Here is a 16,713-nt window from a genome sequence, read left to right as displayed (position 1 = left end):
TGTCTCGCGTGGTCATCGGATCGAAACCTGCGCGGGGTGTTGTGCGTGGTGGTCCCTGGGCCAGAATCTACGCGCGTTGCCCAACTGAACGAGGAGTGAAGAGATGCCGTTGAACCGTAGGACGTTTCTGGGCCGTTCGGCTGCCGCCGGTGCGGGTGTGGCGATGGTGGGCGGGGCGGTCGTGGGCTCGGCGGGTGCTGCGGAGGCGCAGGGGCACGGTCACGGTCACGGGCGTCCGGCGAAGCGGTATTCGTTCACGGTGATGGGCACGACCGATCTGCACGGGAACGTCTTCAACTGGGACTACTTCACGGACGAGGAGTACGACGACCCCGCGCACAACGATGTCGGTCTGGCGAAGATCTCGACGTTGGTGGAGCAGGTGCGCCGGGAGAAGGGCCGTCGGAACACGCTGTTGATCGACGCGGGCGACACGATCCAGGGCACGCAGTTGTCGTACTACTACGCGAAGGTCGACCCGATCACGGCGCGGCGGGGTCCGGTGCATCCGATGGCGCGGGCGATGAACGCGATCGGCTACGACGCGGCGGCGCTCGGGAATCACGAGTTCAATTACGGCATTCCGGTGCTGCGGAAATTCGAGGAGCAGTGCGACTTTCCGTTGCTGGGGGCGAATGCGCTGGATGCGAGGACGTTGCGGCCGGCGTTCGCCCCGTATGTCATCAAGCGGATGCGGACGCCGTACGGGCGTGATGTGCGGGTGGCGGTGCTGGGGCTGACGAATCCCGGGGTCGCGATCTGGGACAAGGCGAATGTGGGCGGGAAGATGGTGTTCCCGGGTCTGGAGGAGCAGGCGGCGAAGTGGGTGCCGAAGCTGCGGTCGATGGGTGCGGACGTGGTGCTGGTGTCGGCGCATTCGGGTTCTTCGGGGACGTCGTCGTGGGGGGATCAGTTGCCGTACGTGGAGAACGCGGCGGCGCTGGTGGCGGAGCAGGTGCCGGGGATCGACGCGATTCTGGTGGGGCACGCGCATGTGGAGATCGCCGAGCACTTCGTGACGAACAAGGAGACCGGGAAGCGGGTCGTGCTCTCGGAGCCGGCGAAGTGGGGTCAGCGGCTGACGCTGTTCGATTTCGATCTGGTGTGGGAGAGGGGACGTTGGGCGGTGGAGAAGGCCGGTTCGCGGGTGTTGAACTCCAACACGGTGCCGGAGGACCGAAAGGTGACGTCGCTGCTGCGCTCGGAGCACCGTGAGGTGGTGGAGTACGTCAACCAGGTCATCGGTACGTCGGTGGTGGCGATGTCGACGGCGGACGCGCCGTGGAAGGACGAGCCGATCATCGACCTGATCAACCAGGTGCAGGCGGAGACGGTGCGGGCGGCGCTGGCGGGTGGGGAGTACGCGGCGTTGCCGGTGCTGTCGCAGGCTTCGTGCTTCTCGCGTACGGCGGGGATTCCGGCCGGTGAGGTGACGATCAAGGACGCGGCGGGGTTGTATCCGTTCGAGAACACGCTGGAGGCGCGGCTGCTCACGGGTGCCCAGTTGAAGGAGTACCTGGAGTATTCGGCACGGTATTTCGTGCGGACGCCGGCGGGTGGTCCGGTGGACACGGCGAAGCTGACGAACGCGGACGGGGTTCCGGACTACAACTACGACGCGGTGTCGGGGGTGACGTACGACATCGACATCGCTCGGCCGGTGGGTTCGCGGATCGTCGGGCTGTCCTTCGGGGGGAAGGCGATCGATCCGGCTGCGCGGTTCGTGTTCGCGGTGAACAACTATCGCGCGAGCGGTGGGGGGAACTTCCCGCATGTACCGGGTGCGCGGCAGGTGTGGGCGGATTCGGACGAGATCCGGAACACGATCATCGGGTGGGTGCGGGAGAAGGGGTCGGTGGATCCGGCGGCGTTCGCTTCGGTGGGGTGGCGGCTGACGCGGGATGGGACGCCGGTGTTCCCGTGACGCCGGTGTTCCTTGCGGCGCTTGTGTTCCCGTAGCGCGCCGGTACCGCCGGTGTTCCCGTGGCGCTGTGCGCGGTGGGTTGTTCGTTCGGCCCGGGTCTCCTTCGGTGGGGCCCGGGCCGTTCGGCGTGCGGGGGCTAGACGGATTGGCTCAGGGGGACGAGGGCGTGACCCTGGGCGGGGATTCTCGGGGGGTGGGGGGCGAGGCCGAAGGTGGTGAAGGCGGTGCGGTCGGGGAGGGGGTAGGGGTTGGCGCCGGTGAGGTTGTTGAGGATGGTGGCGCTGCGCCAGGCGGCGAGTCCGAGGTCGGGGGCGCCTACTCCGTGGGTGTGGCGTTCGGCGTTCTGTACGTAGACGTGTCCGGTGACGGCGGGGTCGAGGACGAGGCGGTACTGGTCGTCGATGCGGGGGCGGTGGGAGGCGTCGCGGCTGAGGTAGGGGCCGAGGCTGCCGAGGACGGCGTCGAGGGGGCGTTCGCGGTAGCCGGTGGCGAGGATGACGGCGTCGGTGGTGAGGCGGGAGCGGGTGCCCTGCTGGGTGTGCTCGAGGTGGAGTTCGACGCGGGTGTTGGCGACGCGTCCGGCGGTGCGGACGTGGACGCCGGGGGTGAGGGTGGCGTCGGGCCAGCCGCCGTGGAGGGTGCGGCGGTAGAGCTCGTCGTGGATGGCGGCGATGGTGTCGGCGTCGATGCCTTTGTGGAGCTGCCATTGGCGGGGGACGAGTTCGTCGCGGGCTGATTCGGGCAGCGCGTGGAAGTAGCGGCTGTAGTCGGGGGTGAAGTGTTCGAGGCCGAGTTTGGAGTACTCCATGGGGGCGAAGGCCTGGGTGCGGGCGAGCCAGTGGATCCTCTCGGCGCCTTCGGGGCGGGCGCGCAGGAGGTCGAGGAAGATCTCGGCGCCGGACTGTCCTGAGCCGATGACGGTGATGTGTTCGGCGGCGAGGAGACGTTCGCGGTGGCGGAGGTAGTCGGCGGAGTGGAGTACGGGGACGGTTTCCGCTTCGGCGAGGGGTTTGAGGGGTTCGGGGACGAAGGGTTCGGTGCCGATGCCGAGGGCGATGTGGCGGGCGTAGGCGCGGCCGAGGGCTTCGGCTTCGCCGTCGCGGTCGAGTTGGGTGAAGTCGACTTCGAAGAGGGCGCGGCCGGTGTTCCAGCGGACGGCGTCGACCTGGTGGCCGAAGTGGAGGCCGGGGAGTTGTTCGCTGACCCAGCGGCAGTAGGCGTCGTATTCGGCTCGTTGGATGTGGAAGCGCTCGGCGAAGTAGAAGGGGAAGAGCCGGTCGCGGGTGCGGAGGTAGTTGAGGAAGCTCCAGGGGCTGGCGGGGTCGGCGAGGGTGACGAGGTCGGCGAGGAAGGGGACCTGGAGGCTGGCGCCGTCGAGGAGGAGGCCGGGGTGCCAGTGGAAGGCGGGGCGTTGCTCGTAGAAGGTCGCGGCGAGGGGGCGGGGGTCGTCGGTGCTCGCGGGGATGTTGTGGGCGAGTGCGGCGAGGGAGAGGTTGAAGGGGCCGATGCCGATGCCGACGAGGTCGTGGGGCCGGTCGGGTGCGGGGGCGGGCCGGGCGGTCATCGCGGGGTGTCGCTTTCCGTGGGGTGGGGGGTGGCGTGGGTCGCGGCGGGTGGGCGGGTGGGGTGGTCGGTGGTGGTGTCGGTGATGAGGTCGAGGAGTGCTTGGAGGTCCTGGGGGGTGGTGTGGGGGTTGAGGAGGGTCGCTTTGAGCCAGAGGCGGCCTTCGGCGTGGGCGCGGCCGAGGACGGCGTGGCCGCGTTGGAGGAGGGTGCGGCGGACGGTGGCGACGGTGTGGTCGTCGGCGCCGGTGGGGCGGAGGAGGACGGTGCTGATGGTGGGGCGGTCGTAGAGGTCGAGTGCCGGGCTTTTGGTGACGAGGTCGGCGAGGTGGTGGGCGGTGGCGAGGGTGCGGTCGATGAGGTCGGCGAGTCCGGTGCGGCCGAGGGCCTGGAGGGTGACGGCGATCTTGAGGGCGTCGGGGCGGCGGGTGGTGCGCAGGGAGCGGCCGAGGAGGTCGGGGAGTCCGGCTTCGGTGTCGTCGTCGGCGTTGAGATAGGGGGCGTGGTGGTGGAGGGGGGTGAGGTGGTGGCGTTCGGGTACGGCGAGGAGGCCGGCACAGGCGGGTTGCCAGCCGAGTTTGTGCAGGTCGAGGGTGACGCTGTGGGCGCGGTCGAGGCCGTGGAGGAGGGTGCGGTGGGTGGGGCTGAAGAGGAGGGGTCCTCCGTAGGCGGCGTCGATGTGGAGTTCGGCGCCGTGGGTGGTGCAGAGGTCGGCGATGGCGTCGAGGGGGTCGATGGCGCCGGTGTCGGTGGTGCCGGCGGTGGCGACGACGAGGAGGGGGCGGTGGAGTTCGGTGAGGGCTTCGTCGAGGGCGGCGAGGTCGAGGGTGCCGGTGGGTGCGGGGACGACGACGGGTCGGGGGAGGCCGAGGAGCCAGGCGGCCCGGGCGACGCTGTGGTGGGCGTTGGCGCCGCAGATGGTCTGTACGGGGCCGTGGCGTTCGCGGGCGAGGAGCAGGGCGAGTTGGTTGGCCTCGGTGCCGCCGGTGGTGATGACGGCGTCGGGTGAGGGGGTGCGGGGGTAGATCTCGGCGGCGAGTGCGGTGGTGAGGTCGGCTTCGAGGGCGGAGGCGGCGGGGGCCTGGTCCCAGGAGTCCATGGAGGGGTTGAGGGCGCTGGCGGCGAGGTCGGCGGCGGCGGCCAGGGCGAGGGGCGGGGTGTGGAGGTGGGCGGCGCAGTGGGGGTGGGCGGGGTCCGCGGCGCCTGCGGCGAGGGTGGTGACGAGGCCGCGGAGAGCCTGGTGGGGGCCGGTGCCGTGGTCGGGGATGAGGGGGTGGGTGGCGGTGCGGGTGCGGGGGGTGACGGTGTCGGGTCCGCCGGCGGGGAGAGGGCCGCCTCGGAGGGTCGCGCCGTCGTGGAGTGCGGTGAGGACGGTGTCGATGAGGGGGCGCAGGGCGGCGGGGCCTGCGGTGCCTCCGGCGAGGGGCGGGGTGGGCATGGGTGGGTGGTCCTTCGGGTGCGCGGGGGTGGACATGCCAGCTGTTCCCGGGTTTCGGGTGGCGCGGCCGAAGAGCCCAACGATCTGAACTCGAAAGGGGTACTGCTGGTCGGTGTGGCCTGGCCGGGGAGGGGCGGGGTGGTAGGGGTGTGCGGTTCTGGGACGGGTGTGCGTCTCCGGGGGCGGCTGAGGTGGGGGTGGCCGGGGTGGGGGTGGCCGGGGTGGGGTTCGGGACGATCGGGCGGCTGAGGCTTGGGCAGGCCGCGGGCTGGGCCGACGGAGGACTGGGGCAGGCGGGCGGCCATCTCTCCGACCCTTGCTCAATGAGTGAATTGCAGATTTCAGCAATTCACTACATGCTGTACGGGCCGTTCCGCCGTCGGCGCGCGGCCCCCGCGTGGCTCTCCGGCCCGCGGCGGTGGTTTCCCGGCCGGGGGGTCCGCCCGATGATCACGCCGCCCGACACGTTGCCGTACCGGCATGTGCTGACGCTGCCCGCGGTGGGGGCGGCCGTGCGCATCGCCCGGGAGACCGCAGAGCAGGTGCTGGCGGAGTGGGGAGTGGGGCCGCGGGCTCCGTGCCGAAATGCGGCGCTGCTGATCCTCAGCGAGCTGGTGGCCAACAGTGTGCGGCACGCGGCGGTGCTCTCACCGAACGTGACGGTGGTGTTCGCGGGCGGACCGGGCACGTTCGCGTTCGGCGTGCACGACCGGCATCCTTACCGGCCGGCGCTGTTCGCCTCCGCCGGAACGGCTCCCGGGCGGGGCCTCGCCACCGTGATGGAGCTGACCCATGGTCTGGGCGGCAGCGCGGTGGTGCGGGGCGATGTCGACGAGGGCGGCAAGAGCATCTGGATCACCCTCCCGTTGCGGGCCGGCGGCCTGTGAGCGGACCGCCGGGTGACTTCGGGGGCCGTCGGGTGACCTCGGGGGCGGGGTGCCGTCCCCAGGTTCATCCGTGGGGCGCGAAGGCGCGAGGATGAGCCCATGGAGAAGAGTTCTGGTCAGCTGTGGTGCGACGGGTTCCCGTCGCACGGAACGGGGCCGCGCCGGTGAGCACACCGCTGTACCGATTGAAGGCGGAGTTCTTCAAGACGCTGGGGCATCCGGTCCGGATCAGGGTGCTCGAACTGCTCAGTGAACGCGATCACGCGGTCTCGGAGATGCTGCACGAGGTGGAGGTCGAGGCCGCCCATCTCTCGCAGCAGCTGGCCGTGTTGCGCCGGGCCGGTCTCGTGACGGCCCGGCGGGAGGGCTCGGCCGTCCACTACACGTTGGCCGACCCGGGGGTGGCGGAGCTGCTGCGGGTGGCCCGGACGATCCTGACCGGGGTGCTGGCGGGCCAGGCGGAGCTGCTGGCCGATCTGCGGGCGGCGGGCCGCTCCGGGGAGGACACCCCGGTCGGGGCTCCGGACGCCGCCGCCGAGGACGCGGAAGCGGAGGTGGACGTGGACGTGGACGGGGAAGTGGACGCGGACGGGGGAGTGGACGCGGAGGTGGACGCGGACGTGCACAAGGCCGGCAACGAGAACAACAGCAACGACGACGGCTGATCCTCCGTACCGCCCCCGCCCGCACCGCCCCCGCCCGCACCGTCCCCGCCCGTACCGCCCCCGCTGATCCCGTTTCGGCCGCGGGGCGGGGAGCGGTACCCGCCCCGCGGCCGTACGCGTCGGGTCAGCCGGTCGTGGCGGGGGCGGTCCGTACGGCGAGGGCGCGGCGGAGGTCGTCGAGCTGGTCGACGAGCTTGCGGCGCAGGGCGGGAATGAGGTCCGGGTCCTCCAGGGCGCGGACGCCGATGCGGAGGCTCTCGGGGTCGACGGCGTACGCGGGGAAGGCGTAGCGTCCGGCGGCCTCGGCGATGGCGGGGCCCCGGCGGGCGGCGAGAGCGACTGCTTCCGGGTAGAAGCGGGTCACGTAACCGCCGAGGAGCTCTTCCTGTCCGGGCTGCCAGAAGCCCTGGGCGGTGGCGGTGAACAGGTAATTGGACAGGGTGTCGTCGGTGAACAGGGCGTCCCAGGCGGCGGCCTTGGCCTCGGGGGTGGGCAGCGCGGCGCGGCAGCGGGCGGCGCCCTCGCGGCCGGTGGCGCTGGGGTCGGCCTCCAGGGCGGCGGCGATGGCGGCCTCGTCGGTGGCTCCGAGGACGGCGAGGCGGGTGAGGATGCGCCAGCGCAGCTCGGGGTCGAGCTCGGGTCCGCCGTGGACGGTGTCCTCGTCGATCCAGCTCCGCAGGGTGTCGGGCTGGGTGGCGGCGTCGATGAAGTGGCGTACGGCGATGAGGCGGAGGCCGGGGTTGGAGCCGTCCTCGGTGCGGCGGATGAGGTCGCGGCAGAGGTCGGTGAGGGTGGCCAGGGCGGCCGGACGGTCCTCGGGGACGGAATAGCGGTCGACGACCTGGCCGGCGGCGAAGGACAGGACGCCCTGGACGAGCGAGAGGTCGGTCTCGTGCGGGAGGTGCGTGCGGGCGGTCGCGAGGTAGAGGGCGGGAGGCAGTTCCGCGTCGCGGACCATGTCGCGGGCGGTGTTCCAGACGACGGCCCGGGTGAGGGCGTCGGGGATGCCGGAGAGGCTGGTCAGGACGGTGCCCCAGGAGGCGGTGTCCAGGCGGACCTTGGCGTAGGTGAGGTCGCCGTCGTTGAGGACGACGAGGGCGGGGCGGCTGCCGGGGCGGATCGTGGGCGTCCCGTCGCCGGGTACGTCGAGCTCGAAGCGGTCGCGCAGTGCGAGGTGGCCGGGGCCGCCGGCCTGGGTTCCCAGGGCGTGGTCGTAGGCGCCGACGGTGATGCGGTGGGGGCGGGAGCCGTCCCGGGTGACGGCGAGGGACCAGGACTGCGCGGCGCCGTTCGGCGCGGGCTCGGCGGGCTCGGGGGCGCCGGTCTCGGCGGTGAGGGTGTCGATGCCGGTGGTGCGCAGCCACTGCTCGGCCCAGGCGTGGACGTCGCGGTCGGTGGCGGAGGCCAGGTTGTCGATGAAGTCGGCGAGGGTGGCGTTGGCGAACTTGTGGCGGGCGAAGTGGGTGTTGATGCCGGCCAGGAAGTCCTTCTCACCGAGCCAGGCGACGAGTTGGCGCAGTGCGGAGGCGCCCTTCGCGTAGCTGATGCCGTCGAAGTTGAGGAGGGCCGACGCGGTGTCGGGGACGGCGTCGGGGTCCGGGGCGACGGGGTGGGTGGAGGGACGCTGGTCGGCGTCGTAGCCCCAGCCCTTGCGGGCGACACCGAAGTCGACCCAGGTGTCGGGGAACAGGGTCTCCCCTGCTCGGGTGGTGTGGGGAGTTCGGGGAAGGGTCGCCTCGGTGAGCGTCTGGTAGCCCATGTACTCGGCGAAGGACTCGTTCAGCCAGATGTCGTCCCACCAGGTCAGGGTGACGAGGTCGCCGAACCACATGTGGGCCATCTCGTGGGCGATGACCATGGCACGGGTCTGGCGCTCGGTGTCGGTGACGGCGGAGCGGTAGACGAACTCGTCGCGGAAGGTGACGAGGCCGGGGTTCTCCATGGCGCCCGCGTTGAACTCGGGGACGAAGGCCTGGTCGTAGGAGTCGAACGGGTAGGGCTCGTCGAACTTCTCGTGGTAGCGGTCGTAGCAGGCTCGGGTGATGTCGAGGATCTCGTCGGCGTCGGCGTCCAGGTACGGGGCGAGGGAGCGGCGGCAGTGGATGCCGAAGGGCAGTCCGGCGTGTTCGGTGGTGACCGAGTGCCAGGGTCCTGCGGCGACCGCGACGAGGTAGGTGGAGACGAGGGGCGTGGCGGCGATGGTCCAGCGCCCGTCCCCCGTGTGTTCGGCGACGCCGTTGCCGAGGACGGTCCAGCCTTCGGGCGCGGCGACGTCGATGGCGAAGACGGACTTGAGGTCCGGCTGGTCGAAGGCGGCGAAGACGCGCTGGACGTCCTCCATGAACAGCTGGGTGTAGACGTAGGTCTCGCCGTCGGTGGGGTCGGTGAAGCGGTGCATGCCCTCGCCGGTGCGGGAGTAGTGCATCGCGGCGTCGATGCGCAGTTCGTGGGGGCCGGCGGCGAGTGCGGTGAGGGGGTAGCGGTTGCCGTCGAGGAGGGCGGGGTCCAGGGGTTGTCCGTCGAGGCTGATCGAGCGCAGGGTGGCGGGCTTGACCTCGACGAAGGTGTCTCCGGCCGCGCGGGCGGTGAACCGGATGGCGGTGCGGGAGTCGAAGGTCCTCTCGCCGGTGGTGAGGTCGAGGGCGATCGTGTACCGCTCCACGTCGAGGATCTGGGCTCGGGTCTGCGCTTCGTCGCGCGTCAGTACGGACATGGCCCCATGCTGCCGTACGGGGGGCGGCGGGCGCAGTGGGGTTCTCCCTGGGCGGACGGGGCGGTGCGGGCGGGATCCGGCGCGGGAGCTTAGTGGGGGCGTGCGCGGGAGCGCGTTGTGCGGGCCGGCGTGGGCCTGCGCGGGAGCCGTGCGCGGGAGCCGTGCGAGCCCTGCGCCGGATCGAAGAGGTCTACGGGAGCGGTGCGGGCCCTGCGCGGGACGGTGGGGTCTGCTGCCGCTTACCATCTCCTCGGCGCGGCACATCGAGTATCGAGGACGTCCTCATGACGCTCAGGCCTGCGCACGAACCGGTCCGTCCGAGACCTCCGGCCGGTTTCGCCGTCCCGGTGCCGAAGCCCGCGGCGCCGCCGGTCGGCGCCGTCTCCCCCGTCGCGGTGCGCGCGGGGTGCGAGTTCGGGCTGACGGCGATGCTGTTGTTCCTCGTCGTGACGGCCGTGCGCTGGCTCGTGGGGGCGGCATCGCCGATGGCGGTGGCGGTCGGCCCCTCCCTCGCCGCGGCCGTCCTCGGCCTGGTGACCGGTGGGCTGCTCACCGTGTTCATGGTGTCGCCTCCCGGACGGTGTTCGGGAGGCCATCTGAATCCGGCCGTGACCCTGGCCCTGTGGCGGCTGGGCGCGCTTCCCGGCCGTGATGTCACCCCGTACGCCGTGGCGCAGCTGACGGGATCACTGGCCGGGGCGTGGTCGGCCGGGGCCCTGTGGGGTCCGGCCGCGACAGGGGACCCGGTGCGCAGCGCGTCGGTGCGGCCGGATCCGGCGTGGGGCGACGCGGCTGTGCTGGGCGCCGAGGCGGTGGTGCTGGTCGGGGTGACGGTGATGCTCGCGGTGTTCCTGGCGCGGCCGGTGGGGGGCCGGGGGCTCCCGTACGCGGTGGGGGTGACGACGGCCGTGGTCATCGCGGTGCTCGGTCCGTTGAGCGGTGGATCGGCCAATCCGGCACGTCAGTTCGGCCCGGCGGTGCTCGCCGGGGACGTCGACAGGCTGTGGGTGTATCTGCTCGGGCCGGTCCTGGGCGCGGTGCTCGGCGCGGGGCTCGTCGGCGCGGTCAGGTGCCGGAGGTGGTCCGGGGCCGGTCCGTGGGCCGGTCTCCCCCGGCGTTCTCCGCTTCGTCGGCGATGCGCTCGTGATGACGGATGACCTCGGCGATGATGAAGTTCAGCAGCTTCTCGGCGAACGCCGGGTCCAGGTTGGCGCTCTGCGCGAGCTGTCGGAGCCGGGCGATCTGGCGGGTCTCGCGGGCGGGGTCGGCGGGCGGCAGCTTGTGGTCCGCCTTGAGGCGGCCGACCTGCTGGGTGGCCTTGAAGCGCTCGGCCAGCATGTGGACGACGGCGGCGTCGATGTTGTCGATGCTCTCGCGCAGCCGGTTCAGCTCGGCCTGGACGGACGCGTCGATCTCGCTCGTACTCATGGTCAGCGAGCTTAGAGCCCCGCGACGCCGCCCCCCAATCGCCGGTGGGTCGTGGACCGCCGCGCTCAGGTGGTGATCGTCGGTGGGGCGTCGGGGTCGGGCACTTGGTCGCTCCAGCCGCCGGGCACGCTGCGGCCCTGCTGATCGCGGAAGCGGACGGGGGCGGTGCCGACCCGGCGGGCGAAGAGCCGGGAGAAGTAGGCGGGGTCGTCGTAGCCGACCCGGCGGGCCACGGCGGCGACCGGGAGGTCGGTGGCGGCGAGGAGTTCCTTGGCCCGGCCCAGACGGATGCCCAGCAGGTAGTCCTTGGGGCTGCAGCCGGCGCCGCGCCGTACGGCGGTGCGCAGTTCGGCGGGGGTCATGCCGTGCCGGGCGGCGTGCTCGGCGACGGTCAGCGGCTGGTACGCGTCGCGGGCCAGCGCCTGGAGCACCGGGTCGCCGTCGGGGCCGATGTCGGCGCGGGCGCGGCGCAGGGTGACCAGGAGTTCGTGGACGGCGGCCCCGGTCTCCACCTCCAGGAGGGGGTTGCCGCGCCGGGCGGCGCGCACGATGCGTCCGACGGCCGCGCGGGGGGCGGCGGTGTCGGAGAGGGGGACGAGGGGGCGGTCGGGCTCGATGTAGCCGAGTTCGGTGTACGTGGTGGTGGCGGGGCCGGTGAAGTCGACGAAGCTCTCGTCCCAGCCGGTTTTGGGGTCGGCGCCGTAGTGGTGGGGCGTGCCGGGGGTCAGCCAGATGAGGCTGGGGCCGGTGACGGGGGTGCGGCGGCCGTCGGGGCCCTTGAACCAGCCGGTGCCGGAGTTGACGATCACGGCGACGTGGTGGTCGAGGGTGCGGGGGCCGACGGTGGGGAGCGCTCCGTGCTGGAGGCCGACGCCGAGGCAGACGAGTCCCAGGCGGTGGTGGAGCGGGCTCGGGGTGAAGAAGCGCATCCAGGTGTGGTACATCGCGGTCCTTCCTCTCCCCTGCTGGTCCGGGCGCCGACCCGGCCGGCCCGTTGTGTCCGATCCCCGCTGGCCCGTTGTGTCCAATCAACAGCGATCTTTGTCCATGGACCGGGTGCGGCGCCAGAGGTGAAGGTGGTCGGACCAATCGACCCGAGGGCCGCCGGACGCGGCCGAGCACAGGAGCGTAACGGCACCATGACCGACTTCACCGTGGGGGACGACTGCTTCCGGCTCGACGGGAAGCCCGTGCGGCTGCTGTCGGGCGCCCTGCACTACTTCCGGGTGCACGAGGCGCAGTGGGAGCACCGGCTGGCGATGCTCGCCGCGATGGGGCTGAACTGCGTCGAGACGTACGTGCCGTGGAATCTGCACGAGCCCCGGGAGGGTGAGGTCCGGGACGCGGGGGCGCTCGGCCGGTTCCTGGACGCCGCGGAGCGGGCCGGGCTGTGGGCGATCGTGCGGCCGGGCCCGTACATCTGCGCCGAGTGGGAGAACGGCGGCCTTCCCGTGTGGGTGACGGGGCGGTTCGGGCGGCGGGTGCGCACCCGGGACGCGGAGTACCGGGCCGTGGTGGAGCGGTGGTTCCGGGAGCTGCTGCCGCAGGTGGTGCAGCGGCAGGTGTCCCGGGGCGGTCCGGTGATCCTCGTGCAGGCGGAGAACGAGTACGGGAGTTACGGCAGCGACGCGGTGTATCTGGAGTGGCTGGCGGGGCTGTTGCGGCGGTGCGGGGTGACGGTTCCCCTGTTCACGTCGGACGGCCCGGAGGACCACATGCTGACCGGCGGTTCGGTGCCGGGCCTTCTCGCGACGGCGAACTTCGGTTCGGGGGCGCGGGAGGGTTTCGAGGTGCTGCGGCGGCATCGGCCGAGGGGCCCGCTGATGTGCATGGAGTTCTGGTGCGGCTGGTTCGACCACTGGGGGTCCGAGCCGGTGCGCCGGGATCCGGAGCAGGCGGCCGGGGCGCTGCGGGAGATCCTGGAGTGCGGGGCGTCGGTGAACATCTACATGGCGCACGGGGGGACGAACTTCGGGGGCTGGGCGGGGGCGAACCGGTCCGGCCCGCATCAGGACGAGTCGTTCCGGCCGACGGTGACGTCGTACGACTACGACGCGCCGGTCGACGAGTACGGGCGGGCCACGGAGAAGTTCCGGCTGTTCCGCAAGATCCTGGAGGCTTACGCCGAGGGGCCGTTGCCCGCGCTGCCGCCGGAGCCGGTCGGGCTCGCCGGGCCGGTGCGGGTGGCGCTGGCGGAGTGGGCCGGGCTCGGGGCCGTACTGGAGGCGCTGGGCGATCCGGAGACGGAGTCGGGGGTGCCGCCGACCTTCGAGGAGTTGGGCGTGGACCGGGGCCTGGTGCGCTACCGGGTGGCGGTGCCGGGGCCGCGCCAGGCGTATCCGCTGGGGGCCTCGGGGCTGCGGGACCGGGCGGTGGTGTCCGTGGACGGGGTCCGGGCCGGGGTGCTGACCGAGGAGTCCTGCACGCTGCCGGAGCCGGTGGCGGGTCCGGCGGAGGTCGAGCTGTGGGTGGAGTCGCTGGGGCGGGTCAACTACGGGCCGCGCCTCGGCGAGCCGAAGGGTGTGACGGGCGGGGTGCTGCACGAGCGGCAGTATCTGCACGGGGTACGGGCCCGGGGCCTGCGGCTGGACGCGTTCGAGGCCGCGGGCGCGGTGGCGGCGATCCCGTTCGGACCGGTGGAGGCCGCCGCCGGGGCGGGTGACGCGGGGCGGACCGGCCTGTTCCGGGGGACGTTCACCATGGAAGGGCCCACGGGCGTCTCAGCCGCCACAGCCGCCTCGACCACCTCTGGACCGTCCGGCCCTGTCGGCGCTGTCGGCGCTGTCGGCGCTGTCGGCGCTGTCGGCGCTGTCGGCGCTGTCGGCGCTGTCGGCGCTGTCGGCGCTGTCGGCGCTGTCGGCATTGATCACGCGGGGCTCGAACTGCCGGGCTGGACGCGCGGGTTCGTCTGGGTGAACGGCTTCTGCCTCGGCCGGTACTGGTCGATGGGCCCGCAGCGGACCCTGTACGTGCCGGGTCCGGTGCTCCGCGAGGGCGCCAACGAGGTGTGGGTGCTGGAGCTGGAGGACGCGGGCGAGCCGCGGGTGGAGCTGGGTCCGGGGGCGCCCGCCGATACGGACGCCCCCGGGATGGTTCAGCCGTGATCACCGGCCCGGACGTGCGGTGATCCGGCGGTCGGCCCGGACCGGAGTCCGGGCCCGGACCGGAGTCCGGGCCCGGACCGGAGTCCGGGCCCGGACCGGAGTCAGAGCTCGGACCGGAGTCAGAGCGAGTCGGCCGCGGAGGCGATGTCGCCCGCGAAGTGCGAGACCTCGGTGTAGACGCCCGGGTAGTTCGGGCGGGCGCAGCCCTGGCCCCAGCTGACGATGCCGACCTGGATCCACTCGTCGGCGTCGTCCCTGCGGAACATCGGACCGCCGGAGTCGCCCTGGCAGCTGTCGACGCCGCCGGTGTCGAGGAGGCCAGCGCACAGCTCCTCACCGGGGACGAGGTCGCTGTAGGCGCCCTGGCAGTCGGCGTCGGAGACGAACGGGACGTCGGCCTTGAGCAGGTGGCGCTGCTGGCTGCCACCCTCACGGTCGGCGCCCCAGCCCGCGACGGTGAAGGTGCCCTCGTCGTAGGTGCTGTCGGTGGCGATCTTCAGGGTGGGCTGGTCGATCGGCTGGGCGAGCTTGATCAGCGCCCAGTCCTTGCCGGTGCCGTTGTAGCCGGGGGCCTGGAGGACCTTGGTGGACTGGACCTCGACGGCGTCGGGCGACTGGAGGTCGGCGACGCCGCCGGTGACGGTGATCGAGGTGTCGTTGCCCGATCCGTCCACGCAGTGGGCGGCGGTGAGGACGATGTCCTGGGCGTAGAGCGCACCGCCGCAGCCCATGGAGAGCCGGACCATGAAGGGGAACTCGCCCTGTTCGGCGCGTTCACCGCCGACGATCGGCTGGGGGGCCGCGGAGGCGGGCTGGAGACTGACGGTCGCGAGGGCGACGGCGGCTATGGCGACGGAACACCTTTTCAGTGCGCTCTGAAGCTTCACGGAGGCCTGCTTTCGTGGGGGGATTTCGTGTGGGGGGTTGCTGTGGGAGGTTGCCGGCTTGCCTTGCGGTGCAGGAGTCCCTGGACGGAGCGCTGGGCGGTGGTTCCCGCACAGCGGCGCCGCGTGGGGTCCTGCGGAGGTGCTGACGTACGGGGGTGCTGACGTACGGAAGTACGGGCGTACGGAAGTGCTGTGGTTCGCGCGGTCCGGCACGCGTGCCCCTGCCGGGTGACGACCGCCGGCACCGAAGCCGAACTAGTCATGTACTCGACAAGAACGATCCGATTATCGGTGCCGAGTGACCGCTGCCACAAGGCGCACTTTTCAGCCAAGATCATCGGGGCGCGTCCGGGACCTCCTCCCCGGCCCGGCATACAGTGGAGGTCCGTCGACCGTCACGGATGGGGGTTCCGACGTGGCGAACGGCCCTCCGGGCACCCCCGTCGTCCATGGCTTTCCGCATCTGGCCACGGTCCGCTCCGCCATCACCGCGCTCTACCGCCGGCTCTCCGCGGACGGCGTCCACGCCTACGCCACCAGCCTCCCGCCCGCCGACGCCGCCTTCGCGGACCAGGACGATCTGCACCTGGGAGCCCAGCGGGTGGCGCGCTCCCTGGTCCAGCACCTCCATCTGCCCGAGGCCCGCATGATCGTCGGCTTCCGGGCGATGGAGCACGCGGCGAGCGTGGAACTGACCGCGGGCCCCGAGTACTTCATCGAGCTCAACGACCGCTTCCGCACCCACCGCAGGGACATCGGCGCGGCGCTCGCGCACGAGGTCACCCATGTACTGCTGCACCGGCTCGGCCTGGAGTTCCCCGGCACCCGCGCCAACGAGATCCTGACCGACACGACGACGGCCTACCTCGGCGCGGGCTGGCTGCTGCTGGACGCGTTCCGGGAGGACGCCACGTCCCGCCAGAAGCTCGGCTACCTCACCCCGGAGGAGTTCGGATACGTCCTGGCCAAGCGGGCGTTCGCCTTCGGTGAGGACCCCTCCCCGTGGTTCACCAGCCCCCAGGCGTACACCGCGTACACCAAGGGGCGGGAGCGGGCGCTGCACGACCTGCGCAGGCCCCCGCTGACCGCCGCGGGCTGGGCGGGCCGCCGCCGCTACGCCAAGGACCGGCGGTACGCCCGGGACCACCCCTCCGCGAGCCCTGACCCGAACGTCCCGTACGCCTTCGAGACCGGCGATCAGGGACTGCGCGTCTCCTTCCCCTGCCCCACCTGCCACCAGCGCATCCGGGTCCCCGTCCGGGGCCGGTTCACCGCGCGATGCGGGCTGTGCCGGACCGCCCTGGACTGCGACACCTGAGCGTCGTTTCGGCCACCGTAGGATCGAAGCATGACGAACGAGCCGATCAGGGACGAACTACGCCTGTTCGACGCGCTGTACGAGGACGAGAACGCGGTCGTACGGGCGCTGCGCTCGGGCGCGCGGGCCGAGTCGAGCGACGAGGAGGGCACGACGGCTCTCTATCTGGCGTCGGTGCAGGACCGGCTGGAGGCGGTGCGCCTGCTGCTCGCCGTCGGGGCGGACCCGAACCGGGCGAGCGGCCCCGGGGCGAGCGACCTGCCGCTGTGCGGGGCGGCGTGCGGCGGGCACACCGAGGTGGTGGTGGCGCTGCTGTCCGCCGGGGCCCGGCCGGATCTGCGCGAGGAGTTCGGTTTCACCGCGCTGCGGTGGGCGGTCGGGCTGGGGCACGCCCCGACGGTGGAAGCGCTCCTCGCCCATGGCGCGGACCCGCTGCTGCCGGGCCCGCAGGGCGAGGCGATGCTGGTGCTGGCGGCGCAGCGCGGATCCTCGCGGACGGTACGGGCGCTGCTCGCGCACGGTGCGGGCGCGGCGGGTCAGGAGTCGGTGGTCGCCCTCGCGCGGGCCGAGGCGCGACGCATCGCCGCTCTCGATCCGGAACGGGAGTTGCGACGACGGCTGGAGGAGTCGTACGGCTCCGGGATCGAGACGGTGACGCTCCGCGACCGCAGGGACGGCGAGGAGACGATGGCGGTGGAGCTGCTCCGGGACGGAGTGCCGTCGGCGGGCACGGACCAGCACACGGGGCACGGGGAGATCGAGGCCCTGCTGGCCGGACCGTCGTAGT

Annotated in this window: 12 protein-coding genes and 1 pseudogene; 7 read left to right on the top strand and 6 right to left on the bottom strand. The window is 72.4% G+C overall.

The window, feature by feature from the left end; genetic code table 11:
- The first annotated feature begins 103 nt into the window (after positions 1–103).
- Positions 104–1,924, top strand: coding sequence for a bifunctional metallophosphatase/5'-nucleotidase (locus ACIRJT_RS08845; protein ID WP_403906370.1), 1,821 nt, complete (start codon positions 104–106; stop codon positions 1,922–1,924).
- A gap of 136 nt (positions 1,925–2,060) precedes the next feature.
- On the opposite strand, the gene ACIRJT_RS08840 is transcribed toward ACIRJT_RS08845, so the two are convergent.
- Entirely contained in the window at positions 2,061–3,488 is a 1,428-nt protein-coding gene (locus tag ACIRJT_RS08840) for a lysine N(6)-hydroxylase/L-ornithine N(5)-oxygenase family protein (RefSeq protein ID WP_403906368.1), read from the bottom strand.
- Entirely contained in the window at positions 3,485–4,924 is a 1,440-nt protein-coding gene (locus ACIRJT_RS08835) for a pyridoxal phosphate-dependent decarboxylase family protein (protein ID WP_403906365.1), read from the bottom strand. The genes ACIRJT_RS08840 and ACIRJT_RS08835 overlap by 4 nt, the downstream gene beginning before the upstream one ends.
- Positions 4,925–5,370: 446 nt before the next feature.
- Between ACIRJT_RS08835 and ACIRJT_RS08830 the strand changes: the two genes are divergently transcribed.
- On the top strand, positions 5,371–5,811 hold the full coding sequence (locus tag ACIRJT_RS08830) for an ATP-binding protein (protein WP_403906362.1): 441 nt from the start codon (positions 5,371–5,373) through the stop codon (positions 5,809–5,811).
- Between the two features lie 164 nt (positions 5,812–5,975).
- Positions 5,976–6,314 (top strand): annotated as a pseudogene (locus ACIRJT_RS08825) (ArsR/SmtB family transcription factor); the annotation flags it as partial.
- A 286-nt stretch (positions 6,315–6,600) separates the two neighbouring features.
- On the opposite strand, the gene pepN reads toward ACIRJT_RS08825, so the two are convergent.
- The gene (gene pepN, locus ACIRJT_RS08820; RefSeq protein WP_403906359.1) at positions 6,601–9,189 is read right to left on the bottom strand and encodes an aminopeptidase N; all 2,589 of its coding nucleotides are present in this window, start codon (positions 9,187–9,189) and stop codon (positions 6,601–6,603) included.
- Between the two features lie 284 nt (positions 9,190–9,473).
- Between pepN and ACIRJT_RS08815 the strand changes: the two genes are divergently transcribed.
- On the top strand, positions 9,474–10,346 hold the full coding sequence (locus ACIRJT_RS08815) for an MIP/aquaporin family protein (protein WP_403906357.1): 873 nt from the start codon (positions 9,474–9,476) through the stop codon (positions 10,344–10,346).
- Here ACIRJT_RS08815 and ACIRJT_RS08810 read toward each other — a convergent pair.
- Entirely contained in the window at positions 10,255–10,617 is a 363-nt protein-coding gene (locus tag ACIRJT_RS08810; protein ID WP_403906354.1) for a chorismate mutase, read from the bottom strand. The two genes, ACIRJT_RS08815 and ACIRJT_RS08810, sit on opposite strands and share 92 nt — an antisense overlap.
- Positions 10,618–10,682: 65 nt before the next feature.
- Positions 10,683–11,561 carry an AraC family transcriptional regulator gene (locus tag ACIRJT_RS08805; protein WP_403906351.1) on the bottom strand — a complete coding sequence of 293 codons (879 nt, stop codon included), beginning with the start codon at positions 11,559–11,561 and terminating at the stop codon, positions 10,683–10,685.
- Positions 11,562–11,756: 195 nt separating this feature from the next.
- On the opposite strand from ACIRJT_RS08805, the gene ACIRJT_RS08800 reads away from it, so the two are divergent.
- Complete coding sequence (locus ACIRJT_RS08800) at positions 11,757–13,721, top strand: beta-galactosidase family protein (RefSeq protein ID WP_403906349.1); 1,965 nt, start codon at positions 11,757–11,759, stop codon at positions 13,719–13,721.
- Positions 13,722–13,840: 119 nt separating this feature from the next.
- Here ACIRJT_RS08800 and ACIRJT_RS08795 read toward each other — a convergent pair whose 3' ends face one another.
- Positions 13,841–14,608, bottom strand: a complete 768-nt coding sequence (locus ACIRJT_RS08795) for a S1 family peptidase (RefSeq protein WP_403906346.1) — start codon at positions 14,606–14,608, stop codon at positions 13,841–13,843.
- A 415-nt stretch (positions 14,609–15,023) separates the two neighbouring features.
- Here ACIRJT_RS08795 and ACIRJT_RS08790 point away from each other — a divergent pair, with 415 nt between their 5' ends.
- Together ACIRJT_RS08790 and ACIRJT_RS08785 are read left to right on the top strand one after the other, a co-directional pair.
- A complete protein-coding gene (locus tag ACIRJT_RS08790) occupies positions 15,024–15,926 on the top strand; it encodes a hypothetical protein (protein ID WP_403906343.1) in 903 nt (300 codons plus the stop codon).
- 30 nt (positions 15,927–15,956) lie between these two features.
- Complete coding sequence (locus ACIRJT_RS08785) at positions 15,957–16,712, top strand: ankyrin repeat domain-containing protein (protein WP_403906340.1); 756 nt, start codon at positions 15,957–15,959, stop codon at positions 16,710–16,712.
- The last annotated feature ends 1 nt before the right edge of the window (position 16,713 follow it).

It is taken from the genome of Streptomyces sp. NPDC102283, from assembly GCF_044766265.1.
GTDB lineage: Bacteria > Actinomycetota > Actinomycetes > Streptomycetales > Streptomycetaceae > Streptomyces.
The sequence above is the reverse complement of the archived record's forward strand: the minus strand, read 5'-3'. Positions and strand labels throughout refer to the sequence as shown.

Coding starts and splice junctions, on each gene's coding strand:
- ACIRJT_RS08845 (WP_403906370.1), top strand. CDS start 104: ATGCCGTTGAACCGTAGGACGTTTCTGGGCCGTTCGGCTGCCGCCGGT.
- ACIRJT_RS08840 (WP_403906368.1), bottom strand. CDS start 3,488: ATGACCGCCCGGCCCGCCCCCGCACCCGACCGGCCCCACGACCTCGTC.
- ACIRJT_RS08835 (WP_403906365.1), bottom strand. CDS start 4,924: ATGCCCACCCCGCCCCTCGCCGGAGGCACCGCAGGCCCCGCCGCCCTG.
- ACIRJT_RS08830 (WP_403906362.1), top strand. CDS start 5,371: ATGATCACGCCGCCCGACACGTTGCCGTACCGGCATGTGCTGACGCTG.
- pepN (WP_403906359.1), bottom strand. CDS start 9,189: ATGTCCGTACTGACGCGCGACGAAGCGCAGACCCGAGCCCAGATCCTC.
- ACIRJT_RS08815 (WP_403906357.1), top strand. CDS start 9,474: ATGACGCTCAGGCCTGCGCACGAACCGGTCCGTCCGAGACCTCCGGCC.
- ACIRJT_RS08810 (WP_403906354.1), bottom strand. CDS start 10,617: ATGAGTACGAGCGAGATCGACGCGTCCGTCCAGGCCGAGCTGAACCGG.
- ACIRJT_RS08805 (WP_403906351.1), bottom strand. CDS start 11,561: ATGTACCACACCTGGATGCGCTTCTTCACCCCGAGCCCGCTCCACCAC.
- ACIRJT_RS08800 (WP_403906349.1), top strand. CDS start 11,757: ATGACCGACTTCACCGTGGGGGACGACTGCTTCCGGCTCGACGGGAAG.
- ACIRJT_RS08785 (WP_403906340.1), top strand. CDS start 15,957: ATGACGAACGAGCCGATCAGGGACGAACTACGCCTGTTCGACGCGCTG.